Source organism: Shewanella baltica (assembly GCF_900456975.1).
Lineage (GTDB): Bacteria > Pseudomonadota > Gammaproteobacteria > Enterobacterales > Shewanellaceae > Shewanella > Shewanella baltica.
Genome location: NZ_UGYM01000002.1, coordinates 1,661,984 through 1,688,295, shown reverse-complemented (window position 1 = coordinate 1,688,295; position 26,312 = coordinate 1,661,984). Strand labels below are relative to the sequence as shown.

20 protein-coding genes are annotated in these 26,312 nt (G+C 46.4%); 12 read left to right on the top strand and 8 right to left on the bottom strand.

The features are described from left to right. Nucleotides 1-201 precede the first annotated feature (201 nt). The 4 genes from DYH48_RS07680 to DYH48_RS07665 all read left to right on the top strand — a co-directional run bounded on the left by DYH48_RS07680 (nt 202) and on the right by DYH48_RS07665 (nt 9,165). The gene (locus tag DYH48_RS07680) at nt 202-1,488 is read left to right on the top strand and encodes a citrate synthase (RefSeq protein ID WP_006081983.1); all 1,287 of its coding nucleotides are present in this window, start codon (nt 202-204) and stop codon (nt 1,486-1,488) included. 298 nt (nt 1,489-1,786) lie between these two features. Next, nucleotides 1,787-2,851, top strand: coding sequence for an efflux RND transporter periplasmic adaptor subunit (locus DYH48_RS07675; RefSeq protein ID WP_115334449.1), 1,065 nt, complete (start codon nt 1,787-1,789; stop codon nt 2,849-2,851). A gap of 12 nt (nt 2,852-2,863) precedes the next feature. Further along, complete coding sequence (locus DYH48_RS07670) at nt 2,864-6,121, top strand: efflux RND transporter permease subunit (RefSeq protein ID WP_115334448.1); 3,258 nt, start codon at nt 2,864-2,866, stop codon at nt 6,119-6,121. Continuing rightward, nucleotides 6,118-9,165, top strand: a complete 3,048-nt coding sequence (locus DYH48_RS07665; RefSeq protein WP_115334447.1) for an efflux RND transporter permease subunit — start codon at nt 6,118-6,120, stop codon at nt 9,163-9,165. The genes DYH48_RS07670 and DYH48_RS07665 overlap by 4 nt, the downstream gene beginning before the upstream one ends. 128 nt (nt 9,166-9,293) lie before the next feature. On the opposite strand, the gene yqfB is transcribed toward DYH48_RS07665, so the two are convergent. Continuing rightward, entirely contained in the window at nt 9,294-9,611 is a 318-nt protein-coding gene (yqfB, locus tag DYH48_RS07660) for a N(4)-acetylcytidine aminohydrolase (protein ID WP_115334446.1), read from the bottom strand. Between the two features lie 350 nt (nt 9,612-9,961). Between yqfB and DYH48_RS07655 the strand changes: the two genes are divergently transcribed. Continuing rightward, a complete protein-coding gene (locus DYH48_RS07655; RefSeq protein ID WP_006081988.1) occupies nt 9,962-10,159 on the top strand; it encodes a DUF2986 domain-containing protein in 198 nt (65 codons plus the stop codon). Nucleotides 10,160-10,354: 195 nt separating this feature from the next. On the opposite strand, the gene DYH48_RS07650 is transcribed toward DYH48_RS07655, so the two are convergent. Continuing rightward, nucleotides 10,355-11,902, bottom strand: coding sequence for an MATE family efflux transporter (locus DYH48_RS07650; protein ID WP_115334445.1), 1,548 nt, complete (start codon nt 11,900-11,902; stop codon nt 10,355-10,357). Between the two features lie 48 nt (nt 11,903-11,950). Then, nucleotides 11,951-12,805, bottom strand: a complete 855-nt coding sequence (locus tag DYH48_RS07645; protein ID WP_011847031.1) for an ion transporter — start codon at nt 12,803-12,805, stop codon at nt 11,951-11,953. A gap of 172 nt (nt 12,806-12,977) precedes the next feature. Between DYH48_RS07645 and DYH48_RS07640 the strand changes: the two genes are divergently transcribed. The 3 genes from DYH48_RS07640 to DYH48_RS07630 all read left to right on the top strand — a co-directional run bounded on the left by DYH48_RS07640 (nt 12,978) and on the right by DYH48_RS07630 (nt 14,952). Continuing rightward, nucleotides 12,978-13,490 carry a L,D-transpeptidase family protein gene (locus DYH48_RS07640; protein WP_115334444.1) on the top strand — a complete coding sequence of 171 codons (513 nt, stop codon included), beginning with the start codon at nt 12,978-12,980 and terminating at the stop codon, nt 13,488-13,490. A gap of 182 nt (nt 13,491-13,672) precedes the next feature. After that, on the top strand, nt 13,673-14,338 hold the full coding sequence (locus DYH48_RS07635; protein ID WP_115334443.1) for a VOC family protein: 666 nt from the start codon (nt 13,673-13,675) through the stop codon (nt 14,336-14,338). Between the two features lie 353 nt (nt 14,339-14,691). Continuing rightward, on the top strand, nt 14,692-14,952 hold the full coding sequence (locus tag DYH48_RS07630) for a DUF5062 family protein (protein WP_115334442.1): 261 nt from the start codon (nt 14,692-14,694) through the stop codon (nt 14,950-14,952). A gap of 152 nt (nt 14,953-15,104) precedes the next feature. On the opposite strand, the gene DYH48_RS07625 is transcribed toward DYH48_RS07630, so the two are convergent. Then, nucleotides 15,105-15,968: a M23 family metallopeptidase gene (locus tag DYH48_RS07625; protein WP_115334441.1), complete on the bottom strand. Its 864-nt coding sequence runs from the start codon at nt 15,966-15,968 to the stop codon at nt 15,105-15,107. A 430-nt stretch (nt 15,969-16,398) separates the two neighbouring features. Further along, nucleotides 16,399-17,271: a 6-carboxytetrahydropterin synthase gene (locus DYH48_RS07620; RefSeq protein ID WP_006081995.1), complete on the bottom strand. Its 873-nt coding sequence runs from the start codon at nt 17,269-17,271 to the stop codon at nt 16,399-16,401. 743 nt (nt 17,272-18,014) lie between these two features. On the opposite strand from DYH48_RS07620, the gene DYH48_RS07615 reads away from it, so the two are divergent. Continuing rightward, nucleotides 18,015-19,049, top strand: coding sequence for a cytochrome-c peroxidase (locus tag DYH48_RS07615; protein ID WP_115334440.1), 1,035 nt, complete (start codon nt 18,015-18,017; stop codon nt 19,047-19,049). A 139-nt stretch (nt 19,050-19,188) separates the two neighbouring features. Here the strand turns inward: DYH48_RS07615 and yejK are convergent, their stop codons facing one another. After that, nucleotides 19,189-20,217 carry a nucleoid-associated protein YejK gene (gene yejK / locus DYH48_RS07610; protein ID WP_115334439.1) on the bottom strand — a complete coding sequence of 343 codons (1,029 nt, stop codon included), beginning with the start codon at nt 20,215-20,217 and terminating at the stop codon, nt 19,189-19,191. A 77-nt stretch (nt 20,218-20,294) separates the two neighbouring features. On the opposite strand from yejK, the gene DYH48_RS07605 reads away from it, so the two are divergent. After that, a complete protein-coding gene (locus tag DYH48_RS07605) occupies nt 20,295-20,513 on the top strand; it encodes a YejL family protein (protein ID WP_011847036.1) in 219 nt (72 codons plus the stop codon). A gap of 66 nt (nt 20,514-20,579) precedes the next feature. Next, nucleotides 20,580-22,367 carry a DUF3413 domain-containing protein gene (locus DYH48_RS07600; RefSeq protein WP_115334438.1) on the top strand — a complete coding sequence of 596 codons (1,788 nt, stop codon included), beginning with the start codon at nt 20,580-20,582 and terminating at the stop codon, nt 22,365-22,367. A gap of 320 nt (nt 22,368-22,687) precedes the next feature. On the opposite strand, the gene DYH48_RS07595 is transcribed toward DYH48_RS07600, so the two are convergent. Beyond that, nucleotides 22,688-23,794, bottom strand: coding sequence for an NADH:flavin oxidoreductase/NADH oxidase (locus tag DYH48_RS07595; RefSeq protein WP_115334437.1), 1,107 nt, complete (start codon nt 23,792-23,794; stop codon nt 22,688-22,690). A 118-nt stretch (nt 23,795-23,912) separates the two neighbouring features. Here DYH48_RS07595 and DYH48_RS07590 point away from each other — a divergent pair, with 118 nt between their 5' ends. After that, nucleotides 23,913-24,779 carry a LysR family transcriptional regulator gene (locus DYH48_RS07590; RefSeq protein WP_011847039.1) on the top strand — a complete coding sequence of 289 codons (867 nt, stop codon included), beginning with the start codon at nt 23,913-23,915 and terminating at the stop codon, nt 24,777-24,779. Nucleotides 24,780-25,009: 230 nt separating this feature from the next. Here DYH48_RS07590 and trmY read toward each other — a convergent pair whose 3' ends face one another. Continuing rightward, complete coding sequence (trmY, locus tag DYH48_RS07585; RefSeq protein ID WP_006086220.1) at nt 25,010-25,606, bottom strand: tRNA (pseudouridine(54)-N(1))-methyltransferase TrmY; 597 nt, start codon at nt 25,604-25,606, stop codon at nt 25,010-25,012. Nucleotides 25,607-26,312: the final 706 nt, after the last annotated feature.

Here is a 26,312-nt window from a genome sequence, read left to right as displayed (position 1 = left end):
CATCACAGAATGCAAATTATGTTTTTTTGACGATTTTTTACTGTAAGTGCCAGTTCCGCATGGGAAAGTAAAGGCATTTATACCATGGTCTAACAAATTAAAACGCTTATTTAAATTGAAATGTGATCTAGAATGGCTGTAAAGTAATGGCGGTTTGACATGCCGCACTCACAGATAAGAACTAAGTAAGGAGAACGGGGTATGGCTGATTTAAAAGCCAAATTAGAATTACCAGGGAACGACTCGATAGAATTGCCAGTAAAGCAGGGAACCGCTGGTTTTGACGTAATCGACATCAGTAAACTTGGCAGCAAAGGTTACTTTACTTTTGATCCAGGTTTTCTTGCGACTGCCTCCTGTGAATCTGCAATTACCTATATTGATGGTGATCTGGGTATATTGTTACACCGTGGCTATCCAATCGATCAACTAGCCGTTGACTCCGATTACCTAGACCTGTGTTATCTGCTGCTTTACGGTGAACTGCCGACGAAAGCGCAATATACTGAGTTTGTACATACAGTTAAAACCCACACTATGGTTCACGAGCAGCTAGCCTTCTTCTTTAGAGGTTTCCGTCGTGATGCTCATCCTATGGCCATGTTATGTGGTGTGACGGGTGCATTATCTGCATTTTACCAAGACTCTCTGGATGTTAACGATCCACGTCACCGCGAAATCGCCGCTTATCGCTTAGTCTCAAAAATGCCTACGATAGCAGCCATGTGCTACAAGTATTCTTCAGGCCAGCCATTCGTGTATCCACGTAATGACTTAAGCTATGCGGGCAACTTCTTAAGCATGATGTTTGCTGTGCCATGTGAAGAATACATCGTTAACCCTATCGTTGAACGTGCAATGGACAGGATCTTCATTTTACATGCGGATCATGAACAAAACGCATCGACTTCAACCGTACGTTTAGCCGGTTCTTCAGGTGCTAACCCATTTGCGTGTATCGCAGCGGGTATCGCGTCTCTTTGGGGCCCTGCACACGGCGGCGCTAACGAAGCCTGTTTGCAAATGTTAGAAGAAATCGGTTCAGTTGACCGCATTCCTGAATTCATTGAACGTGCTAAAGACAAGAACGATCCATTCCGTCTGATGGGCTTTGGACACCGTGTTTACAAAAACTTTGACCCACGTGCCAAAGTTATGCGTGAAACCTGTCACGAAGTGCTGAAAGAACTGAAAGTTAAGGATCCACTATTGGATGTGGCAATGGAGCTTGAGCGCATTGCGCTTGAAGACGAATACTTCATTTCTAAGAAGCTGTATCCAAACGTCGACTTCTACTCTGGCATCATCATGAAAGCCATTGGTATTCCAACCAGTATGTTCACTGTGCTATTCGCACTGGCACGTACTGTAGGCTGGATTGCACACTGGAAAGAAATGTTAGATCAACCAGGCCACAAAATCAGCCGTCCACGTCAGTTATATACTGGCGAAACTGCGCGCGATTTCGTCGCACAAGACAAACGCTAAGTCCCACGACTTACGCATTAAAAAGCGCCTGAGGGCGCTTTTTTCATATCAAAAAATCCCCTTTGACACTCCCCTTGTTAGACAAAATACATTGTTGCAATTGCCTACTTGCGTAACCGCTGTTAACCGCCTTTAGTTATTCTCATCACTTTTTAAACTTTTTAGCTACATTTAGTGAAATTCGCACATTAGCCTTAACTTAAATATAGCTTAACTATATGAAATTAAGCTATATTTAATATTGGCACGGTTTCTGCTATCAAATGGCATCACAATAAAGACAACAGGTAACACACTTATGGAAAAGTCAAACATTGCTAAATTCGCCCTACCCCTGCTAATGATTTCAATGCTAGCAGCCTGTGGTAAGGAAGAAGTGGCTAAAAAAGAAGAAAAATATGCCATTCCCGTCGAAACCACCACAGTGATGCAAGGAAACGTTTCATCTTTCTACAGCACAACAGCCACCTTAGAAGCGCCTCAAGAAGCCAATGTCGTCAGCCGCATTTCTGGACTCATTGAATCACTAGCCGTTGAAGAAGGTGACCGCGTGCAGAAGGGTCAAGTGCTCGCCGTTATCGATGCCAAAAGACAGCAATACGATTTAGACCGCTCAGAAGCCGAAGTTAAAATCATTGAGCAGGAATTGAATCGTCTGAAGAAAATGGGCAACAAAGAATTTATCAGCGCAGATTCGATGGCCAAACTTGAATATAACTTGCAAGCCGCCATCGCCAAGAAAGATCTTGCCGAGCTACAAGTCAAAGAAAGCCGCGTACTGTCCCCTATTAGCGGTGTCGTCGCTAAACGTTATGTGAAAGCAGGCAACATGGCGAAGGAATTTGGCGATTTGTTTTATATCGTTAATCAAGATGAACTCCACGGTATAGTCCATCTGCCAGAGCAACAACTTGCCAGCTTAAGACTCGGCCAAGAAGCACAAGTGTTCAGCAATCAACAAAGTAAAAATGCTATCCATGCCAAAGTGCTGCGGATAAGCCCGATTGTTGACCCACAAAGTGGCACGTTCAAAGTGACATTAGCCGTACCGAATCAAGAGGCGCGCCTAAAAGCAGGGATGTTTACCCGTGTTGAGCTTAAGTATGACACCCATGAAAACGTGATTACCGTTCCCTATAGCGCCCTGATTAACCAAGATAACAGGCAAGCTCTGTATGTTATCGATGGCACTAATGCTAACCGCCGTGAAGTCGAAATTGGCTACCGTGAAGGTGACTCTGTAGAAGTGATTGCAGGCATTAACCCAGGTGAACAAGTCGTGACCCGTGGCCAGCAAAACTTGAAAGACCAATCCTTAGTCGAAGTGATCACCCCACTCGATCTTGCTTCCGCTAAGAACTGATAGGAGCCTTTCATGTCAATTATCAGCACTTCCGTTAAACGGCCAGTCACGGTGTGGATGTTCATGCTGGCGGTGATTTTATTCGGTATGGTGGGATTTTCCCGCTTAGCGGTGAAGTTACTGCCAGACTTAAGCTATCCCACATTAACCATTCGCACTATGTATGACGGTGCGGCGCCAGTAGAAGTTGAACAGCTCGTCTCTAAACCGATTGAAGAAGCCGTTGGCGTGGTCAAAGGCTTACGTAAAATCAGCTCTATTTCGCGCTCAGGCATGTCAGATGTAGTGCTCGAGTTTGAATGGGGCACCACAATGGACATGGCGAGTTTAGATGTGCGCGAAAAACTCGACACTATCGCCTTGCCTTTGGACGTTAAAAAGCCATTATTACTGCGTTTTAACCCTAACCTTGACCCAATCATGCGTCTCGCGTTGTCTGTGCCCAATGCCTCAGAAGCCGATCTTAAGCAAATGCGCACCTACGCAGAAGAAGAGCTTAAGCGTCGCTTAGAAGCGCTTTCTGGGGTCGCCGCCGTGCGTTTATCCGGTGGTTTAGAGCAAGAAGTACACATTCAGCTCAATCAAGAAAAACTATCGCAACTTAATCTCAATGCCGACGACATTAAACGTCGTATTAATGAGGAAAACATCAACCTCTCTGCCGGTAAAGTGATCCAAGGTGATCGCGAATACTTAGTGCGGACACTTAATCAATTCAATTCATTGGATGAACTTGGCCAAGTGATCGTCTATCGCGACGAGCAAACCTTAGTACGTTTATTCGAAGTCGCTACGATTACGGATGCCTATAAAGAGCGCAGCGATATCACCCGTATCGGTAGCCAAGAATCGATTGAACTGGCGATTTATAAAGAAGGTGATGCTAACACTGTCGCCGTCGCCAAAAAACTGCGCGATGAGCTTGTCAAAATCAATCAAGATCCTAAGCAAAACAAACTCGAAGTGATTTACGATCAATCCGAGTTTATCGAAAGTGCGGTCAGTGAAGTCACGTCTTCGGCGCTGATGGGTAGTTTATTATCTATGCTGGTGATTTACCTGTTCCTGCGTAACATCATCCCAACGCTGATTATTTCCATCTCGATTCCCTTCTCGGTCATCGCCACCTTTAACATGATGTATTTTGCCGATATTAGCTTAAATATCATGTCATTAGGCGGTATCGCGCTGGCCATTGGTCTATTAGTCGATAACGCCATTGTGGTATTAGAGAACATTGACCGCTGTCGCAGCGAAGGCATGAGTAAGTTAGACGCCGCAGTCACTGGAACTAAAGAAGTAGCAGGCGCGATTTTCGCCTCCACACTGACGACCCTTGCGGTGTTTGTGCCCTTAGTATTTGTCGATGGGATTGCCGGCGCTCTGTTCTCTGACCAAGCGCTGACGGTCACCTTTGCCCTGTTAGCCTCGCTATTAGTCGCCTTAACCTCTATCCCTATGCTGGCATCGCGCGAAGGCTTTAAAACCTTACCCGCACTGATAAAAACCACACCTAAGGATAAACCCACCACTAAAATGGGTAAGTTTAAACACTATAGCGCGACTGTGTTCTCCTTCCCTATTCTATTAATGTTTAGTTACTTACCAAGTGCATTGTTGACCTTAGTGCTGATTTTAGGCCGCTTCTTCTCGTGGCTCATCGGTCTAATCATGCGTCCTTTGAGTTCAGGATTTAACTTTGTCTATCACAGTATCGAGAAGGTTTATCACAAGCTGCTGGCCTCGGCGCTGCGTCAACAAATGACCACGCTACTGCTCACCATTGCGATAACGGGCGCATGTATTAGCCTGTTACCTCGCCTAGGTATGGAGCTTATTCCGCCAATGAATCAGGGCGAGTTTTATGTAGAAATCCTACTGCCACCAGGTACGGCGGTGAGTGAAACCGACAAGGTTTTGCAACAACTCGCGTTGTCTATCAAGGACAGACCCGAAGTCAAACATGCCTATAGCCAAGCCGGTAGCGGTGGTTTGATGACTTCAGATACTGCCCGCGGTGGTGAAAACTGGGGCCGTTTACAAGTGGTACTGACTGATCACAGTGCCTATAACGCGATCACTCAAGTGCTGCGTGATACCGCGCGCCGCATTCCTGAACTTGAAGCAAAAATTGAGCAACCTGAGTTATTCAGCTTTAAAACGCCACTCGAGATTGAGCTCACAGGTTACGATTTGAACTTGCTCAAGCGCAGTGCCGATAGTCTAGTCAAAGCATTATCCGCATCAGATCGTTTTGCTGACGTGAATACCAGTCTGCGTGATGGTCAACCTGAGCTGAGTATCCGTTTCGATCATGCAAGGTTAGCAGCGCTCGGAATGGATGCACCAACGGTTGCGAACCGTATTGCCCAGCGCGTTGGCGGTACTATTGCCAGCCAATACACGGTACGTGATCGTAAGATTGATATTTTGGTGCGCAGTGAACTCGCCGAGCGCGATCAAATCAGCGATATCGATGCCTTAATCATCAACCCGAACAGCAACCAACCTATTGCTTTAAGTGCGGTTGCCGAAGTGTCATTACAATTAGGCCCCTCGGCGATTAACCGTATCAGCCAGCAACGTGTGGCACTGGTGTCGGCTAACCTCGCCTACGGTGACTTAAGCGATGCGGTGGCACAGGCGCAGCAAATACTGTCGCAACAGGTGCTACCGGCATCGGTACAAGCCCGCTTTGGTGGTCAAAATGAAGAAATGGAGCACTCATTCCAGTCACTCAAAATTGCCCTTATCTTAGCGATTTTCTTAGTGTATTTAGTGATGGCGAGTCAGTTTGAGTCACTGCTACATCCCTTGCTTATCCTCTTTGCCGTGCCTATGGCATTGGCGGGTAGCGTGCTGGGTCTGTATATCACCCAAACCCATTTGAGTGTGGTGGTGTTTATCGGCCTTATCATGTTGGCGGGTATCGTAGTGAACAACGCGATTGTGCTTGTGGATCGCATCAACCAACTGCGTAGTGAAGGTGTTGAAAAACTCGATGCTATTCGCGCCGCCGCTAAATCGCGCCTACGCCCCATTATGATGACAACGCTCACCACCACCTTAGGCTTATTGCCGATGGCGCTGGGGTTAGGCGATGGTTCAGAGGTGCGTGCACCTATGGCGATTACAGTGATCTTTGGTCTGAGTTTATCCACTTTACTGACCTTAATTGTGCTGCCAGTGCTCTACGCCCTGTTCGACCGTAAAGTGTATGACGTTGCAGCCACAGATATCGCGCATGACGTTGAGGAGGCTCGCCCATGAACCTCACCCGTTTAGCCATTAAGCGTCCCGTGACCACCAGCATGTTCTTCTTTGCTATCTTGCTATTTGGTCTCGCCTCGAGTCGTTTGTTACCGCTGGAAATGTTCCCCGGTATCGATATTCCGCAGATTGTGGTGCAAGTGCCCTACAAGGGCTCAACCCCCGCTGAAGTAGAGCGCGATATCACCAAAGTGCTGGAGGAATCCCTCGCCACTATGGGTGGGATTGATGAGCTCGAATCAGAATCTTCCCAAGAAGGTTCTGAAATCGAAATCAACATGAAGTGGGGCGAGAACGTTGCGACTAAGAGCCTAGAAGCGCGGGAAAAAATCGATGCGGTGCGGCATTTATTGCCAAAGGATGTTGAGCGAGTCTTTATCCGCCAATTCTCCACCGCCGACATGCCTGTGCTCACGATACGTATATCGAGCGACCGCGAGCTGTCAGGCGCATTCGATTTACTCGATAAACAGCTTAAACGTCCGCTTGAACGTGTTGAAGGTGTCTCTAAGGTCAGCCTGTACGGCGTTGAACAAAAGCAGATTGAAGTGCGTATCAATGCCGACCGTCTTGCCGCCAGTGGATTTTCAGCCACCGACTTGCAAGCCCGCCTCGGCAGAGAAAACTTTGTGATTAGCGCTGGCACACTCAGGGCCAGTAACATCGTTTACCAAGTGTCGCCGAAGGGTGAGTTTAGAAACCTTGAAGATATCAAAGCACTGGTGCTGATCCCAGGATTGACCTTAGGCGATATTGCAGATGTGCAGTTTGCCTTGCCAGAGCGTATCGAAGGTCGCCATTTAGATCAGCACTATGCTGTCGGTTTAGATGTGTTTAAGGAATCAGGCGCTAACTTAGTCGAAGTGTCTGAACGCGTACTAAAAGTCATCGAACTAGCGAAGCAAGATCAACAATTCCAAGGTATTCGGCTGTTTATCATGGAAGATCAAGCCTCTGGGGTAAAATCATCCCTGATGGACTTACTGTTTTCGGGTTTAATCGGCGCCCTGCTGTCCTTTGTGGTGCTGTACTTGTTCCTGCGTAATCTGAAAATGACCTTAGTGGTCGTGTCGTCTGTGCCGATTTCCATCGGTATGACGCTCGCCGCCATGTATTTACTCGGTTACAGCTTGAATATCCTGTCTATGATGGGACTCTTGCTCGCCATTGGTATGTTAATTGATAACGCTGTGGTGGTGACCGAGAGCGTGCTGCAGGAGAAACAAGGCAAATCACCCAAGGATAATGAAGAGTCAGTGATGACTGGGGTCGATAAAGTGTCCCTCGCCGTATTGGCGGGCACTATGACCACTGCCATCGTATTTTTACCCAATATTTTTGGCGTGAAAGTGGAGCTGACAATTTTCCTCGAGCATGTTGCCATCGCGATTTGTATCTCGCTTGCGGCATCGCTACTGGTTGCGAAAACCTTGATCCCTTTGATGTTGACTAAGTTCCACTTTGACATCGCGCCCGAGAAGGATGCCGGTAAGTTACAGCACTTCTACAACAATACGCTTAACTGGGTATTGCTGAGGCCTTGGCGTTCAGGCTTTATTGCGGTGGCCATTCTCGCGTCCACCGCCCTGCCGCTGTCTATGGTCAAACAGGATCAAGAAGACAGCCAGAGCAAGGAGCGGATTTACATCAACTATCAAGTGGAAGGTCGCCATAATCTCAATGTGACTGAAGCTATGGTCAATCAAATGGAAGAGTATCTTTATAAAAATAAAGAGGAATTTCATATTGATTCTGTCTACAGCTACTACTCATCCGACGATGGTTCATCAGTGATATTGCTGAAGAAAGACTTGCCTATGCCACTGGATGAGTTGAAAAAGAAAATCCGCAGCGGCTTCCCTAAGTATTCGATCGCCAAACCGCAATTTGGTTGGGGTAATGACAACTCTGGTGTGCGCGTGACGCTCACAGGTCGCTCAACCTCTGAGCTGATTAACTTAAGCGAACAAGTAATCCCTTTACTGCAAAATATCAAAGGAATGCAAGATGTTCGCTCTGAGCTTAACGGTGCGCAACAGGAAGTGGTTATCCGCATCGATAGGCAAATGGCGGCGCGGTTAGATTTAAAACTCAATGAAATCGCTTCGAGTATCTCTATGGCACTGCGCGGTTCACCGCTGCGATCGTTCCGTCACGATCCTAATGGCGAACTGCGCATCGAAATGGCCTATGAGAAAGAGTGGCAAAAGTCGCTCGAAAAACTCAAGCAGTTACCGATAGTGCGCATCGACCAAAGGGTGTACACCTTAGATAACTTAGCGAAGATTGAAATCCAACCTCGCTTCGATACGATCAAGCACTTTAATCGCCAAACCTCTTTGTCGATTGGCGCTAACTTAGAAAACCTCACCACGGAAGAAGCGCAAACTAAGATCAAGCAAGTGATGGAAAATATCCATTTCCCTAATGGTTACGACTATTCATTACGCGGTGGATTCGAGCGTCAAGATGAAGATCAGAATGTGATGGCAACCAATATGCTATTGGCTGTCGCGATGATTTACATCGTGATGGCGGCGCTGTTTGAGTCTCTGTTATTACCGACGGCGATTATCACTTCAATCCTATTTTCTATCACAGGTGTATTCTGGGCGCTGTTCATCACGGGCACGCCTATTTCTGTGATGGCCATGATAGGCATCTTGATTTTAATGGGAATTGTGGTGAATAACGGCATCGTTCTGGTGGATCAAATTAACCAGATGACGCCGGATCTCGACAAATTGTCCGCCACCATTCGAGATGTGTGTATCACGCGTTTGCGCCCAGTATTGATGACAGTGGGCACCACAGTGTTGGGCTTAGTGCCACTGGCGATGGGTGAAACCCAAATCGGTGGCGGCGGCCCGCCGTATTCGCCCATGGCAATCGCCATTATTGGTGGCTTGTCGTTCTCGACTTTGACTAGCTTGTACTTAGTACCCTTGTGCTACCAAGCCTTGTATCGAATGCGCCATCGTGCCGCCATTCGTTTAGGCCAAGCCGACCGCGTAGCTCAAAAGCTACTACCTTGGACAGTGTAGCAAGCTTCAACAACTGAATATGCTTTTGAAGCAAGTGACATTAAAACAATAAACAAAAAGGCTGCAGCGCAGCCTTTTTTATTTAGAATTGAGCGAGAATGTCTCACTGCACATTTTACTGTGACAGATTACTGCGACAAAATCCTGAAGCGGATCATAAACAATTGCTCAAGGCCGGGATAAATCTCTGCAATCACATCGCGTAACTGTGGCAGAGTCATATTCTCTTGTTTAGCATGCACCTCGGTAAGCTCAGTTAACTTTACTGGCGTGACATCGATAATCTGGATATCACAAAACCAGCGGTCAGTTTCGAAGGTGGACACAGGCAGAATTTGCCCCGCTATCACATGGGATTCGGCTTCATCGCGCAGGGTAATGGTTTTCGTGCCACTTAAGATATCGTGTTCAAAACGCTCGAAAAAAGTGATTTTAGTGAGTAACACAGCTTATCCTCAGATTGTACATGAGCAATAAAAATGACATTAGCGTCAGTTTATTGAACTAATAATGCGGGGCAATATAATGGCTTTTAACGCCTACTGACAGCAGGTAGCGCAAAATACTCGACATCGATTGCACTCATCCCTGTACTGCCCATTGAGTCAAACTCCCGTGAAAACGCGCTATTGCAAAATTGACCGCCAAAAAGTTGCGGTTCTTTTCGACAGTTTTCAGTAAAACAATTCAGCAAAACATAGTCAGTTAGCTCAGATTGAGTTAGAATCCGCCCTCAATTGAGCCCTTGGCCTCATATTCCTGCGCATAGCGGGTGCGAAACGAAATTAGAGACGTCATGAACAAGAAACAAAAGATCATCAAGAAAATAGCTAAGCGCGCTAAGGCCAGACTGAATAAAGTCGATCCCGTGACTATCGGCTCACCAGCGAAATCAGGTTACATCTCTAAGGCCGATCGCGCAAAAATGGCGGCAGTAGAAGCCACGACTGAACAAGTCGAAGGCCAACAAGACGCGCCAAGCATTGAAGAATAAGCAGTACTGAAGAATAAGCGTACCGCAGAATAACGCTTTCTAGCGGCGTATTGTTGTGCATTGTTAACCCGACTAGATTAACTGCAGACGCCGCTTCAAACAAAAATGCCACAAGCAATCTTGTGGCATTTTGTTTTTCTGTGTTCCTAAGTTCGCGCTGCTAGCCGGCTTTGGCAAACCACATAGCCTCTAAAGTCAGTTCGGCTTTTTACCTTCTTCCAAATACGTTATCGGCAATACCGACTCACTCTCTTGCTCCTCGGTTAATTGCGCCATCTGCACGCAGGAGGATGAAAGCGGATTAGTCGCGCTCGGCAAGTTCTCCGCCACACAGTTAGCGATTTCTTCTTCCTCAGTCAGCGCAACATTGCGGGGAGCGGCATTGATGCCACCGACATTCGCCATCGCGGAAAACTGTGCCTGCGCCGCCACTTTATCCACTAAACGATAAGCAACCCACACACCTAAGGTACCAAACAAAATAGACCCTAATATTTGCCCAATCAATACGCCGTAAACTCCGCCCCAGAGTGCACCAAAATACACAAAAGGCACTGTGCCTAAGGTGGCTTTACCGACGTTAAACAGGGTGGAATATTTAGCCTTACCGAGGTTATTAAAGGACGCATTCGCCACAAATAAAATCCCCGAAAAGATAAAGAATACCGCGATATAACTGCAGAAGAAGTGGATAAGATCGGCGCTGTCACCCTTCATATCAAACACATTGACCAAATGCGACTTAAGCACAAACAGCAACAGAGACATCACCAACACATACACAGTACAAAACTGGATGGCGCGGGTTAAACTCTCGCGCACTCGGTCAAACTGCCCCGCACCGAAGTTTTGCCCAACAATAGGGCCAATCGCGCCCGAGAGCGCAAAGATCATCCCAAAGGTCACAGGGATTAAACGCCCTAATACCGCCCAGCCCGCCACGTAAGCGTCACCGAAATCGGCAATGGCTCGGGTCACAAAGGCATTACCGATAGGCGTCGCCACATTGGTTAACATCGCGGGTCCCGCTATGGCAAAGATGGGTTTTAGATCGGCGATAAAATGCGCCTTATCGAAATGACCTAACAACTTATGCTTAACTACAACGCCGCGGCCAGCAATTAAAAATACCGCCACCCGCGCTAAGACTGATGCCAATGCCGCGCCTTCAATCCCCATGGCGAACAGGAAGATAAAAATCGGGTCGAGTACAGCATTAACGCCGCCGCCCGCTAAGGTCGACATCATGGATAACTTAGCATCACCCACGGCGCGCAAAGCCCCGCCGAGCGCCATCGCAAGACAAATAAAGGGCAAGGAAGGCACTAAGATATACAAGTAGCTGGCAGCGAGCTCAGCCGTATGGCCACTTGCGCCCACTAAGGCAACCAACTCAGGGATGAAAGTAGTGACCACGGCGGCCACCAGCACGCTAATCAGCGTTGTCACCACTGCGCTATTGAGCAATAACCGCTTTGCCAGCACCACATCTTTTGCACCAATCGAGCGAGACACTAAGGCGCCTAATGCAATTGATAGGCCTATCCCAATGGACGTAGTGAAAAAGGAGATACTGCCCGCATACCCCACAGCCGCAGCAAGCTCATGCTCCCCTAATAAACTCAGGAAAAAGATATCCAGTAAATCCACCACAAATAAGGCAGAAATCCCCACCGCGGCGGTCGAACTCATCACTAAGATGTGGCGTAATATGGGGCCTTCAACAAACTTGGCTTGCGTCATACGTGTGTTTTACCTGCAAAAAATAATAAGTGTCAGCCAACGCTATGACTAAGCGCCTTTTTCAACGGGGGCATCTAGGCTATCTAACTCGCATCCGCAGCGGCTACAGTACATGGCATCAAGATCGTGACCGGTTTTATGGCATTGATTGCACGAGCGTAAATCTCGATGACGCCCTACTTCTTGGGAAATTTCCGCAGTTAAAATCCCCGTAGGGATCGCGATAATTGAGTAACCAATCAGCATAGTAAAAGCCGCAATCGCCTGTCCTAATCCCGTTTTCGGGGTGATGTCGCCATAACCGACAGTGGTAATCGTTACAATCGTCCAGTAGACAGATTTTGGAATTGAACTAAAGCCATTATCAGGCCCTTCAACCACATACATTACCGCACTGAGCACCATAACGATCAAACTGACCGAGAAGAAAAACAAAAATACCTTACGGCTCGACTGCATCATCGCCCTAAGCAGCACATTTCCTTCACTCAAATAACGCAGTAATTTGAGTACGCGGAAAATCCTAAATAACCTCAGTATCCGGATGACTAAGGTAAAGTTGGCGCCAGGGATCAGCAACGCCAGATAACTTGGCAATACCGATAATAAATCGACGACGCCATAAAAACTGCGGGCATATAACACAGGATGAGTCGCACAGTACAAACGTAGACCATATTCAATGGTAAAGATGACAGTAAAGACCCATTCCAAGACGCGAATAATCTGCCCATATTCACGATGGAACATTTCCACCGTATCGAGGAACACCAAACCGACACTCAGCACAATGCACACCATTAAGGCGATATCAAAATAGCGGCCAGCGGGGGTATCAGTGCCAAAAATAATGGTACGTAATTGACGTTTTAATGGACTTTCGGATTCGATATTTTCAGACATACAAACTTTGACTTCCTTGCAACAAACTAAGTAACACTCGGATTACACCATAAATATCCCACGAGTCTGCCATGCAATTGCACTCAGCTCAAAATTATCTACTCACAGCCAGATAAAATTGCGGTATGATGCCGAAAAAAGCCAACAACTAGTGTTAATTTTCGAGGACTTCATGCGCGCCACCCTACTTTCCACATTGACCACCCTCACTGTGACTATCGCGGCACTCGTTTCACCCGTATTACATGCCTCTGGCATGGGTAAAGTGGATCTTGTGGTGATCACAAAATCCGAATCCAGTATGGCTTTATTGCGCGATGGCAAAATACTCAAACAATATCGCATTGCCATGGGTGACTTGCCCGCAGGACACAAATTAAAGGAAGGCGATCAACGCACACCACAGGGGCGTTATACCTTAGATTATAAAAAGCCCGACAGTGCCTATTATAAATCGATCCATATTTCATATCCCAACGAAGAAGATAAACTCAGAGCCAAAGCTTTAGGCATTAGACCCGGTGGCATGATCATGATCCACGGTCAGAACCCTAAGTCGCCGCTGCCGCCAGAACAAGCCCAGCAATACAACTGGACCGACGGCTGTATCGCCATAACCAACGCCGAAATGGATGAAGTGTGGAAAGTTGTCGATGAAGGAACGCCGATTGAGATTTGGCCGTAACTTTAGCCAACTTCCCGATGGCAACACGCCAAATAGATAATTGCACGATATCAAACACGCCCAGCTTAATGGGCGTTTTTATTTAGCATTTAGCCATTTACATCATATCGTTAGCTGTATTATCCCCGTTATTTGTGTAAGGGATAAAAACTGACGGCAATAATAAATAACTTGGAGTCTTTATGTCATCATCCAATGAAGCTGCCGCGCCGCAGAGCACAAGCATCAGTTATGAGCTATTAACCCAAAGCTGGCCCGCCTTCGAAGCACAGATTTTAGCCTTGCTTGAAACCTTAGGTTTAGCGGATAAAGCACTGGTTTGCGATCATGTCGCGCTGCGCGTTAATTCCATCGCCAGTGCCGATGCCCTGCGCGATGCCTTTGCCTGCGTCGGTAAGATCATTTCAGACAATATTATCAATGGCCGTACGATTCTGATTATCGAACTGGATACCCCACTCACGCTCGGTCAATTCAGCATTGCCTGTGTTGAACTTCCCTACCCCAGCGACAAAGTCTATCCGCAGGAAGGCTGGGAACACATAGAACTAGTCATTGATTCAAAAGCGACAGAGTGCGATACCCTGAGCCAAGATTTGCTCGCCCTGTGTCCAAAACTCAGCGCTTTACTGCCATCTGAACAGGCTGCTGAGCCCGTTCAGTCAAGATCACCAGACTTGAGTTCACAAGGCTTAGCATCCCTTGCTGGGATAAAAATTAAGATGAGCTCGCCCAAAGGAGATAAAGAGCGTTTAGCCAATCCGACTATCGCCTTTAAACGCGATGATGTGTGCATTAAAGTGCATCCCCATGGCATAAAAGCGGTGATCGCCAGCGAGCAAACGTAGCGGGAATATTTTAGGCGGGCTTAAAATCAGAAAGAAGAAAACACTGAGCTTAGATTTCCATTGGCACTTGCCGCACTCGCCTTAGCGAATACCTGAGTTAAAATCTGAATTAAAAACTAAGTCAAAATCGAAGATAATGCCTAAGTGATGACCTGAGTTGATGACTATTTAATCAGACTCAGTGTTCAGATTATTTTTAGGCCCGTTTTTTGGTGGTTTTGTCAAAAATTGCCAAAATTAAATCTAGAAAACAGCATATTTAGCGTAACTTAGGACGTATAACTCGCAGATGCCATCAGGCACACATTATCGAGTCCACTTGATGGATTCGATGTGCAAACAGAGGATCGCCAATGAAGCCACACAAGAACGAAGCGCAAATATTGAAGTTCGCCATGGAAATAGGTGTTGGATATGCCAAAAAGCGCGGATATGCGGACTTCGACAAGGGCATCTCGCCCAAAGACAAAGTGGAATGTATTTACCGTTTATTGGTCACCGACAACTTAATCCAGCCACTGGCCAAAGATAAAGAAGATGGGCCAAACATGAAGCACAAACTGATTTTGTGGATCACCCGCCAGCTACCCGTCGATCATCCATTGTTGAAGTAATTTTTTTAAGCTAATCGGTTGAAACTCATTATCTGCAAGCGGACAGTTGAAACGAGTCTAGAACAATCCAACTCACTGAGTGCTAACGATAATAATCATAAAAAATGGCGCATCATTGCGCCATGTTAGTGTGCAAGAACTGTATATCGAATCTAGCCCTTTTTAGCCGCTTTGTTGGCTTTCTCATTCGCCAGCACAGTTGCCATGGGTGGCACTATGGTCGTGGGATCGAGGCGCATTTGATACCAGTTTACTCGCCAATCTAAATGCGGGCCATTAGCACGGCCTGTCGAACCCACCTCTGCCACGGCTTGACCTTGCTTAACCACTTCACCCGCATTGACGTACAGCTTACTCAAGTGCAAAAAGCTCGAACTCACGCCATAACCATGATCGATCACCATAGTCCCGCCCGAATAAAACATGTCGGGCACAGACAGGCTGATCACACCATCGGCGGGCGCCACCACTACAGTGCCCGTTTTCGCCGCCACATCCACACCAAAGTGCGGATTACCGGGTACGTCATTATAAATACGTTGGCTGCCGTAAACACCGGAAATACGCCCAGTCAGAGGCCAAATAAACTCCTGTAAAAAGGCCGTTTGCTCGCTAAATGTTGCCCGCGCCGCTTTGACCTGCGCCGTATCTTTCGCTGCTCTTTCCTGCGCGACGGGATCGGGCTTCATAATCTTCGAGCTAATGCCCTTCACACTTTGAATGTTGTACTCACGCTTGGCCAAAGTTAAAGGCTTAACCTCAGTCAAACCATCGGGATAAACCAAGGTTAATTGCTGACTCAGTTCGCCATCGCGATCAAAACCAAAGGCAAAATGACCGTCGGGCGTAACCTTGATGGCTTCACCATTTAAGCTAATCTGAGTGCCCGCTGGCGCTTGACCACGCATTAATGCGCCTTGCTCTAGCTTGCCTTGCAAAGTCACCGCTGCTTGCACCTGAGGCGCTATGAGCACTAGGCCCAAAGTGAATAATGCCGATAAACGATTTCCCAACATCTTATTTCTTCCCGAAACGTTTCCCAAACCAATAGGTTCCAAAATCTGAGTTCCTAATATTCTATTATCGGGCATCTTAGCCTCGAACATCATAGCCATAAACATCTTCACAAAAAATCTTCTCGATGGTCAACTTGGTCCAAGGCCAATTGAATGCGTTCTGCACGACACTAACGCATCACCAGCACACCACTAACTCATCGCTAACACTGAATCACTAAACTCTGACCGATTAAACCCATGCGTCACGTTAACCTAACCCGCCATAAAAATCGATCCACAGCGGCGCAAATACCTAATGATGTATTGCATACAATAGCAATCGCGCTTTATCTAAGGTTATGAAGACACAAAAAAGCCCCGACAATCTGCCGAGGCCCATTGAGCAAGTCATTTAATTCTACTCGACGCCATTACTCAAACTTAGCGCTTATCCCTTAGACACAATCGCGCCTTTACCCACACCTTCAAATGCCACCACTTTAAACTGACTTCCGGGCACTTTAGCGACGAGTGTCGTGGCAATATAGTCGGCTAACAACTCAACCGTCGTGTCGTGGGGAATTAAATCACAGCCTTCCTTTGGCATCGCCAATTGGAAATCCCCTTGGGGCGCTTGGTAATGGAAACCATAATGACTGTCATCGGTGATCCGCGTTTGCGACGATAAATTCAGGGTGTCAACAGAAACCAAATCCTCTTCACTGCCTAAATAAATATCGTGCCAGCGCTTGGCCCAATACTCATCCCACTTTGGTGCTGGGCTGCCATTCTCAAACACATGAATTGGGCTACGATGTCCATGGGCGATACGCTGGCAATTACCATCATGTTTACGTAAACCATGGCTGTAATGATAATAAGGCGTATCGAGGATTTCATGTCTCAAAGTGAGCGTGATCCCTTCGACATTCTTAGGTAAGGCTTCGCGTAACGCTTTCTGTAAAAAAGCATTCACGCTTGGAATATCAATTTGTTCGGTCGGCACTAAGGCAAAGGCTTGGGAAGGACAGGCCAAATGGATTTCACCTAACTGGCTATCAAAATCCATCCACACTCTATCGCCCTGTTGCTGCCAACGCACACTGCTGCACGCTGTAGGTACGAGTAAACGATGATCGGCCACCGCATCTATGGTCTGCTTGATGGTACGTTTCACCTTAGCAAAATCGAGCACCATGTTTTGCTCGTCTAATCCGCCCTCAAGCAGAACATCGACAATCCAACTCTCCCCCACCATGCCGCGCTTTGGGCACAAATAGGAAAAATCGATCACAGTTAAATCTTTGACAAACAGTTGCATTAACGCTCCTCGGCAGAAAAACAGTCCACCTACTTAATTTGAAAGCACCACTTAGCGATGGCCGAGCGTGCTAACTTGAGTACCCAAAACGAGTAAACTCAACATGAATGGAGATTCTAATCAATTCCGCCGCTTGTCGCGACAAATGAATCAGCTCTGCCGCAAATTTGTATTAGGTTGAGTCTCTATTTTTGTATCAGGTACGCAAAAATCCAGCAATGATACTTAATGCTTAGTTTAGGAACCCGTTTTTGGTTCAAACCCCGAGCAGCATTCTGATCCTGAGTTGTATTAAAACGCATTAAAACTTACCCCTGCACTCAATCCGAGTATTGCATTAACTCTAACAAAAAGTGCATTTGCCCAAAAATGAGTCCGCCATTTTCAACGCTAACGCTGCCAATATCCTAGCCTTAACTCACCCGCGTCCACGATTTTACTTGTTTGAGTTTATCACTACCTTAATCGTGCGAGATATTAATCGAGAAAATAGAGTAATCATCAGATATTGATAGACAAAAAAGTCACAATGCATCGACCTTGCCGATTAACAGATAAAACCCTAACCGAAACAGGATTTAACCTAGCAAAATAACACAGTGAAAACAGCGAATGAGATCGCAAAAGCTTAATCCGTAACAGCGATAGACCCAATCGAAACAAGGTGTTATCAATTGTTAACATTAACCTCTACCATCCCTTTGTAAACCACAATTTAATTAAGGTTATACAGGAAAAACAAGATGACCAAACTCACATCTATTGCTATTTTCATTGCGGGTATTTTCGCCAGTGTCCATGCCATCAGTGCTGAACCCATTGAAGTGATAAAAGCGGTGAAAGTTACCGAACCGGAGAAAGTTGAACTCGGTAAAATGCTGTTCTTCGAACCAAGACTATCCAAATCGGGCTACATCTCCTGTAACTCTTGCCATAATTTAGCCACTGGCGGAGTCGATGCCCTACCAACCTCTGTTGGCCATAATTGGCAACAAGGCCCGATTAACTCGCCCACAGTGCTCAATGCCAATTATATGCTGGCGCAATTTTGGGATGGCCGCGCCAGTGATTTACAAGCACAAGCCGCTGGCCCTATCGAGAATCCTAAGGAAATGGGCTATAGCCATGCACTCGCGACACAAACTATTGCCTCTATGCCGGCCTATCGGGCGCATTTTGCCAAAGTCTATGGCGATGAAAACGTCACGATTGATCGCTTAACAGATGCGATTTCCACCTTTGAAAAAACCTTAGTCACGCCAAATAGTCCGTTCGATCAATATTTATTGGGTAAGCAAGATGCGATCAGTGTGGATGCCAAAGCGGGTTACCAACTGTTTAAGAGCAAAGGGTGCGTAAGCTGCCATAACGGTCCAGCCGTCGGTGGCACTATGTATATGAAGATGGGATTGATTAAACCTTTCCACACCAATAATCCCGCCGAAGGTCGTATCGCCGTCACAGGTAAAGAAGCCGATAAGTTTGTCTTTAAAGTGCCGACACTGCGCAATATTGAACTCACCTATCCCTACTTCCACGACGGCAGTGTCTGGACCTTAGAAGAAGCGGTGAACACTATGGCCGATATTCAATTAGGCCAAAAACTGTCGGACAAAGAAAATCTAGAAATGGTCGCCTTTCTCGTCTCGTTGACGGGGGATCAACCTCAGATCACCTTGCCGATTTTACCGCCATCCAACAAGAACACACCGCGCCCAGTGCCTTTTAGCCATGATCCAATGAGTAGCAAGCCAGTTAGCAGTGAGCTATTAAAGTAGTAACAGTCACTAAGTAGTAATAGTCACTAAATCGACAACGCTATTTAGGACGGAACAGACCCAACAAAAAGGCCAAGAGTAGACACTCTCGGCCTTTTCACGTTCATTACCTTGATTAAACCAACAGGTTTATCGCGGTTTATTCGCCTTTAAGACGACGGTCAAGCTGATCTTTTAAGTTTGCAGGTACACCTTTGATTAAAATAGTGTCCGAGATAGGATCGTAAATCACCCGTTGACCCAAGTGGCCGCCATCAAAACTTAACGTCACGCCGCCGCCAGTACCTGAAAACTTCTTCAATTGGCGCAGGGTTGATTTGTCGGCCGGAAACTCTTCATCGAGCTCATAACTGCCGCCACGGGCAAAATCGTAGAAAGAGTCCATACCTTGGTCGGCTAACTCATCGGCCAAGTCTTTGATCTCGATGTCAGCGCCTTCATCGAAGCGCTCACTGCAATATTCAAACACTTTATTACGGCACTGCTGACGCTCGTCTTTCGTCAACTCACTGCTGGCAACAAAATCTTCAACTGCATTCATTAAGGTTTTGTTTTGCGCCTTAGTGTTGACGCCTTCGACGCAGCCCATAAAGTCGAGGAAAAAGTCAGCGACTTTGCGTCCCGCACGGCCACGGATAAAGGAAATGTATTTACGCGATTCTTTATCGGCTTGCCACTCGGTCAAATCGATACGTGCCGCCAGTTGGATATTGTTTAAATCCAAATGATTATTTTGCGACAGTTCCATATCGTCTAGCACAGTCATCGATGACTTAGCACTTAATAAAGCGACAAACAGATAATCGCTGGTGATGCTGGTGTAGCAAGACATCAGCAAAAAACCGCCTTGACTGAAATCGTATTTCGACAATTCTTCTTGCAGTAATTTACTGGCATGGCCAGAAAATTCCACAAATCCTAAATCGCCGCCACGGTATTGAGTTAGCGCATTGGCAAAAGCAGGATTGGCCTCACCGTCGTCGCCATGGATACCAAAATAGCCAAAACCTTTACCGGCCTTTCCCGTATAAGTTTGATGCAACTCGTCGAGCATCACCTCGACCGCCTGACCGTTCAGCAGAGGTTGAGGACGCAAACGGCAGCGTAATTGCCCCTGACTGTCCTGAGAAATCTCGTGAATAATTGCGTGTTCGATGTTAATACTCATAAGCCCTGATAGTGATACTGGGATAAATCCGCTATTATATGCCGCTAATCCATTCCAAAGTGAAACATTTTTTGATTATGGCAATCCAATCGAAATACTCAAACACCCAAGTTGAATCATTAATCGCCGAAATATTGGCTGTGTTAGAAAAGCATAAAGCACCGACTGACCTGAGCCTGATGGCATTGGGTAACTGCGTGACAAACCTGCTAGAACGTAAAGTGCCAAGCGAATCGCGCCAAGCCGTGGCCGAACAATTTGCAAAAGCACTCGCACAATCGGTTAAATCCCAGTAAGTTAACTGGGTAATAATCGTCAAAAGAATATAAGATACAAGGTCTTTTAGGAATAAGCGGATCACTATGGTCGAGCGAAAAAAGCAAATGAGCCGCGATCGGGTTTCCCGGCTCATCAACTGGGGACATTGGTTCGCCTTCTTCAATGGCATATTAGCCATGATAGTCGGCAGCCGATATCTTGGCAGCGTGGGTTATCCAGAAACTTGGTATGGCTGGGTTTATCTAAGCGTCAGCACTATTGGTCAGTTTAGCTTTCTCGCCTTTATCGCCTATTTGATCTGTCTGTTCCCACTGACCTTGATATTGCCTTATTCGAAGATATTAAGAGGCGTCGCGGCGGTGATCGCGACCCTAAGTCTCTGTATCTTATTGTACGATACTATTGTTTACGCCGATTACGGCATGCACTTGAGCCCCTTCGCCTTCGATTTGGCCTGGGCGGATCTCAATGCCCTGCTCCACGGCACTTCCTATATCGTCACGCCACTCGCCATTATTGCTATTGAGCTTACGGCAGCGAACTTTTTGTGGAAGCGAATAGAGAAGATCCAAAAGCTGAATTTAGGCAATAAAGTCATCACCTTAGTGGGTATCTGTTTTGTCAGTAGCCACTTGATCCACATTTGGGCCGATGCCGCCGATATCACTGAAATTACCCGTTTCGATGATACTTATCCTTTATCATACCCTGCGACTGCGCGCTCCTTTATGGAAAGTCACGGTATTGATGGCTCGTCACAAGGTGACGATGTCAATCACAATACCAGTGTACTCAATTATCCAGAGCAGCCACTGACCTGCCAAGCAGACACTAAAATCAATGTGTTGATGATCACCATCGATAGTTTGCGTGCCGATATGGTCGATGGCAAAAGCATGCCATTCTTGCAGCAATACACTGAAAGTAATCAGTCTTTTACCCAGCATTTCAGCGGCGGCAACCAATTTAGAACCGGTATGTTTTCGCTACTCTACGGCCTGCAAGGCAGTTATGGCGATGCGCGAATTTTTAATAGCACCAGTCCGCTAATGACCAGAAGCTTCCAGCAAGCGGGTTATGAACTGGGGCTTTTCCTGCCTGAAACCAATCTTAATTTGCGTTCGTCACAGGCAATGTTTAATGACTTTAATCCTGTGATTGCTAAAGAAACCAATGGCAGCGCCGATGCCGACTTGCACACAGTGGCCAGTTTTAACGAGTGGCACAGCATCCAAAATAAACCTTGGTTTGCACTTGTTAACTTAAAAGCGCCGGAAAATTTCGATACTCCCGTGGGTTTCCTTGGCATTGAAACGGTAAAAGCCGATCCCGCCCTAATGCCAGCGCAAAAGGTACTGTTTAATCAATATCGCCAATCACTATATTTTGTCGATCAGCAACTTAAGGCAATGCTGGCCAATGTGCCCAAGGATACCTTAGTGATTATCACAGGGGTGAATGGCAAGATGTTCACCAGTAACAGTGACGAAGCGAATCGCAACCTGTCACCACAGAGTGTCAAAGTGCCCTTAGTGATCCACTGGCCCAATACGGGCGCGTCTAAGGTCAAATACCGCACTAGCCATTACGGCATCGCGCCGACCCTGATGACCCATGTGCTCGGTTGTACCAATAACACCACTGAATACAGCGCTGGCCGCAGTCTATTGCAGCCGAGTAAAGAAACGTGGATCTATATTGGTGATAGCCGCATCTTCGCTATCTACCAAGAAGCGGAAGTGACAGTGATTGACCGCCACGGCAAATACCGTATTTACGATGAAAACTATGAACATAGGCTCAATAAGAAAATGAGTGCGCCTGAGTTGATTGAAGTGATGCGCGAAGGTCGACGTTTCTATAATCACTAACCTTCATCCTCTGCTTGAAGAAGCCCCACTCCTAGCGGATTGGGGCTTTTTTATTCCCTAGCGGTAGGATGAGTGCACTAAAACTCAGTGTTCAACTCAGAATCCCACTAAAAGTCCAACTCAGAGTTCAATATAAGAGTCTGATATAAGCGATCAGCCTTGCGGCGCCTTCAACCTAAGTATGGTGTATTCACAAAGCAAAAAGCCGCTATCCATGGATAGCGGCTTTTAAAACTTAGGCAGAATCTAGAGGCTTGTATTTACCTTGTACACAATCAAGCCAGTACGATAACTAAGTCAGCTCACTCTCAAACTCACAATCAATCGGCTTTAACCGTGGAGTAACGCTCTAACCAATGGGCGTAGGAAGCGGGTAATACCCAAGATGGGCGCGCAATCTTTAAGGTTTGTGCCGCTTGATATGGCCAATGTGGATTCGCTAAAAAGGCTTTACCTATCATCACTAAATCCATTTGTTCATCTTCAATGGCCGCATTGGCATGGTGTGGATTATCCATGCCCCACGACGTCGCAATAGGGAAACCTACTTCTTGGCGAACCCGCGCAGCAATAGGCGCCAAGAACGCCGGACTCCATGGAATATTTGCCGTCGGCGTAGAGAAGCAAATGCTGACGTTTAACATATCGAGCCCAGCTTGTTTAAATTGCTTCACCAAGGCGATTGATTCAGTTAGCGTTTCTTCATCTTTATGGTCGAATTCAATCACACCAAATCGCGCCGTTAAGGGTAAATGCTGTGGCCAAACGTCTCTTACCGCTGCAACCGTTTCGAGCAAAAAGCGTCCACGCCCTTCGGCACTGCCACCATATTGGTCGGTGCGTTCATTGGCATAGGTTGAGAAGAAACTTTGGGCTAAATAACCGTGGGCGAAATGCAGCTCTAACCATTCAAATCCTGCAGCTAAGGCCCGTTTTGCCGCCGCCACAAAGTCTGCTTTAACGCGCTCAATGTCCTCAATCGTCATAGCAGTTGGTACTTTAGGTAAGTTTGCACCAAAAGCAACGGCAGACGGCGCAATCGGTTGCCAGCCTTGTCCTTCACCATTGGGAATATGATCATCGCCTTCCCACGGGATATTGGCACTCGCTTTACGGCCCGCATGACCAATCTGAATACCAGCCACTGCGCCGGCATTTTTAATCGCTCTGGCGACCTTAGCTAGGCCTTGGGCTTGTTCGTCATTCCATAGTCCAAGGCATTTGGGGGTAATGCGTCCTTCAGGAGAAACTGCAGTGGCTTCAACTACAACAAGACCCGCTCCGCCACGGGCAAGGCTAGTATAATGCACCTGATGCCAGTCGTTGATGAGTCCGTCCGTAGCTTGATATTGGCACATGGGCGCAACGGCAATACGATTTTTGAGGGTAATGTCTTTAAGTTTGAAGGATGAAAATAGATCGGCCATAGGTGTTTCCTGTGTCAAATAGAATCAAAAAGGAATGGAATAGTGAATGACGACAGACTAGCCTTATCGTGTCATAATTAAAAGCACGCACAGATTATAGAGTTGATAAAGTTTGCTTATGATAAATCCACAGTGGTTACACACCTTTGCTGTTCTGGTCGAGAAAGGTAACTTCACCCGAACCGCCGAAGCCATTGGTATCACCCAAGCGGCCGTGAGCCAACATATCAGTCGCTTAGAAGAGGAATACGGCACACTGTTTTTACGCCGCCCCCGTCAACTTGAAATCACTCCGATTGGCGAAAACCTGCTGACCTACGTTAAAGACGTCGAATGCGCGCAAAAACGCTTACAGCAGAAACTGATCCATGATGATGCTGAGGTCGGCGACATTAGCCTTATCACTCCGGGAAGCATTGGTTTAACACTCTTTCCGTTGTTAATCGAACTTCAACAAGCCTTTCCGGCATTAAACATTCGCCACCGTTTTGCCCCTGACAGTGAAATAGTCGCCTCGGTATTAGCCAATGAACATGAAATCGGCATGGTGACCTTAAAACCGTCTGATCCTCGCATTCACAGCACTCATTTCACCGAAGAGCCGCTTGAGCTCGTCGTACCTGCGTGCCACAAACAAAATGAATGGGTTGATTTACAACGGCTAGGGTTTATCTCCCATCCCGATGGCGAGGCCATGGCAACCCGGTTACTTAGCCGAAAATATCCAAGTAATCCCGGTATTCAAGACATTCCCTGTAAAGGATTTACCAACCAAATCAGCCTGATCCTCGAACCTGTCGCGAAAGGACTAGGATTTACAGTTATACCGCAATACGCCCGCAAAGCCTTTGAACGACAACAAGATATCTATGTTGTGGAATGTGGCAGCCAAGTTGTAGACACCATTTGGCTTATCCACCGCGCGGAATGGCCCTTGTCACGCAGAGCCCAAAAAGCGATTACATTTTTAAAGGGGAAGATATAAAAGCCTTATATTACTCTCCTCCTTGTACGGATAAAGTCCTTATAAAACCCAAGCCACTGTCAGTGTCAGTGTCAGTGTCAGTGTCGCAATTTAAAGCAACTCATTAAAAACGCGATGCCAAGGTGTTACCTGTAGCTAAAAAACAAAAAAGCCCCATTCAAAAGTGGGGCTTAATACGAGCTGCAACACGAGAATCGTCAGCGTTAGCGGCGAGACATAAGGCTCAGCGGCTACTGATTGATATCCAATTCATTATGGATCAACACCACGCACTGGGAAGCAAACAGCATCTTAGGCCCAAGGCTGATCTTTTGCGCACCGAGTCGTTTCAAGGTATTAAAACTTTTCTTCGGCATAGGAATATGATCGGTCAGCAAAAAGCACGGATTACCCACAAACTCCTGCTCACGGATAGAAGTGCCCTTCTTATCCATCATAAACAATTGATAATCCACCGCGAGGTCCTGCACCAGCTTTTCAAAACTGATGGTGCTCACAGTTATGCCCTCATCCACAACGCGAGTTTGCTCTTTCGTCATGCCCCGAGAAATATCTAAGGCCTTGGCAATTTTCGTCAGCAAAGCTTGTTCGTGAAAACCGCCAATATGGCAAATATTTCGGGTATCAAAGCAAATAGTGCGGGAAAAATCATGGGTACTTTCTAACACTAGATAAACGACAACATCGTTTCGATGGGACTGAGCCACAAAGATAGTGTTCATTAGGGTATGAGCCAAAATCTCGGTGTGTGCCTCTTGGCCGACAGAAGCCAAAAACAACTGACTGTCAGTAGGTGCTGATCTTGCTCGTAAAACAAACGCGCGCATAGGTAAATGTCCTACTCAATAATGTCTTAAATGCTAAATGGCGAATGCAAATATCGGTGTGAAACGTGTCATTTCACGTTGAGGATTTTTGTCTTAGCTGTATCAATGACGTCGATCACTCGAGCTGAAACGATTAGCGTTAGTCCTCATGACTACAAAAAAGATATAAAAAAACAAAACCCCGTATAGCAATGCTACCACGGGGTTTTGTTTTTACTTAACTGTCACTTATCTTAATAATTAAAACAGCCTAACAATTAAGTATTTAATTTGGTCGGTATGAGAGGATTCGAACCTCCGACCCCTGACACCCCATGATTGACCTTTAAAAAACCTTAAACCATTGATGCTAAAGAATTTAACTAAAAATACCCTACAAAAATTAGCCTAGGACAATGCCTATTTTAAACCTAGTTTGCGTTTTTTGCACTCTTTGTTTTCATAGACTTACAAAGAGTTAGTCCCCTAATTATAGAGTAAATTTCTTCCTAGTAATTCTAATGCGTTTCTTTATTCTTGGAACAACCACTACAGCATTATTAATTCGACGATAATATGGTCATTTTTCAGAATCAAACGAGTCCACATGCATTGCGATGAGTTTAATGAACTTATTCATACCATCACAGATAAGCGCCAGTCGGCAATCTCGAACTGAAAATGTTGGTATTGAAATAGCTAACGCCGCGCGCTGCGACAAATTTGC

Coding starts and splice junctions, on each gene's coding strand:
- DYH48_RS07640 (WP_115334444.1), top strand. CDS start 12,978: ATGCGCGCCACCCTACTTTCCACATTGACCACCCTCACTGTGACTATC.
- DYH48_RS07630 (WP_115334442.1), top strand. CDS start 14,692: ATGAAGCCACACAAGAACGAAGCGCAAATATTGAAGTTCGCCATGGAA.
- DYH48_RS07635 (WP_115334443.1), top strand. CDS start 13,673: ATGTCATCATCCAATGAAGCTGCCGCGCCGCAGAGCACAAGCATCAGT.
- DYH48_RS07605 (WP_011847036.1), top strand. CDS start 20,295: ATGGCAATCCAATCGAAATACTCAAACACCCAAGTTGAATCATTAATC.
- DYH48_RS07600 (WP_115334438.1), top strand. CDS start 20,580: ATGGTCGAGCGAAAAAAGCAAATGAGCCGCGATCGGGTTTCCCGGCTC.
- DYH48_RS07590 (WP_011847039.1), top strand. CDS start 23,913: ATGATAAATCCACAGTGGTTACACACCTTTGCTGTTCTGGTCGAGAAA.
- DYH48_RS07665 (WP_115334447.1), top strand. CDS start 6,118: ATGAACCTCACCCGTTTAGCCATTAAGCGTCCCGTGACCACCAGCATG.
- DYH48_RS07680 (WP_006081983.1), top strand. CDS start 202: ATGGCTGATTTAAAAGCCAAATTAGAATTACCAGGGAACGACTCGATA.
- yejK (WP_115334439.1), bottom strand. CDS start 20,217: ATGAGTATTAACATCGAACACGCAATTATTCACGAGATTTCTCAGGAC.
- DYH48_RS07655 (WP_006081988.1), top strand. CDS start 9,962: ATGAACAAGAAACAAAAGATCATCAAGAAAATAGCTAAGCGCGCTAAG.
- DYH48_RS07595 (WP_115334437.1), bottom strand. CDS start 23,794: ATGGCCGATCTATTTTCATCCTTCAAACTTAAAGACATTACCCTCAAA.
- DYH48_RS07620 (WP_006081995.1), bottom strand. CDS start 17,271: ATGCAACTGTTTGTCAAAGATTTAACTGTGATCGATTTTTCCTATTTG.
- DYH48_RS07625 (WP_115334441.1), bottom strand. CDS start 15,968: ATGTTGGGAAATCGTTTATCGGCATTATTCACTTTGGGCCTAGTGCTC.
- trmY (WP_006086220.1), bottom strand. CDS start 25,606: ATGCGCGCGTTTGTTTTACGAGCAAGATCAGCACCTACTGACAGTCAG.
- DYH48_RS07650 (WP_115334445.1), bottom strand. CDS start 11,902: ATGACGCAAGCCAAGTTTGTTGAAGGCCCCATATTACGCCACATCTTA.
- DYH48_RS07615 (WP_115334440.1), top strand. CDS start 18,015: ATGACCAAACTCACATCTATTGCTATTTTCATTGCGGGTATTTTCGCC.
- DYH48_RS07670 (WP_115334448.1), top strand. CDS start 2,864: ATGTCAATTATCAGCACTTCCGTTAAACGGCCAGTCACGGTGTGGATG.
- DYH48_RS07675 (WP_115334449.1), top strand. CDS start 1,787: ATGGAAAAGTCAAACATTGCTAAATTCGCCCTACCCCTGCTAATGATT.
- DYH48_RS07645 (WP_011847031.1), bottom strand. CDS start 12,805: ATGTCTGAAAATATCGAATCCGAAAGTCCATTAAAACGTCAATTACGT.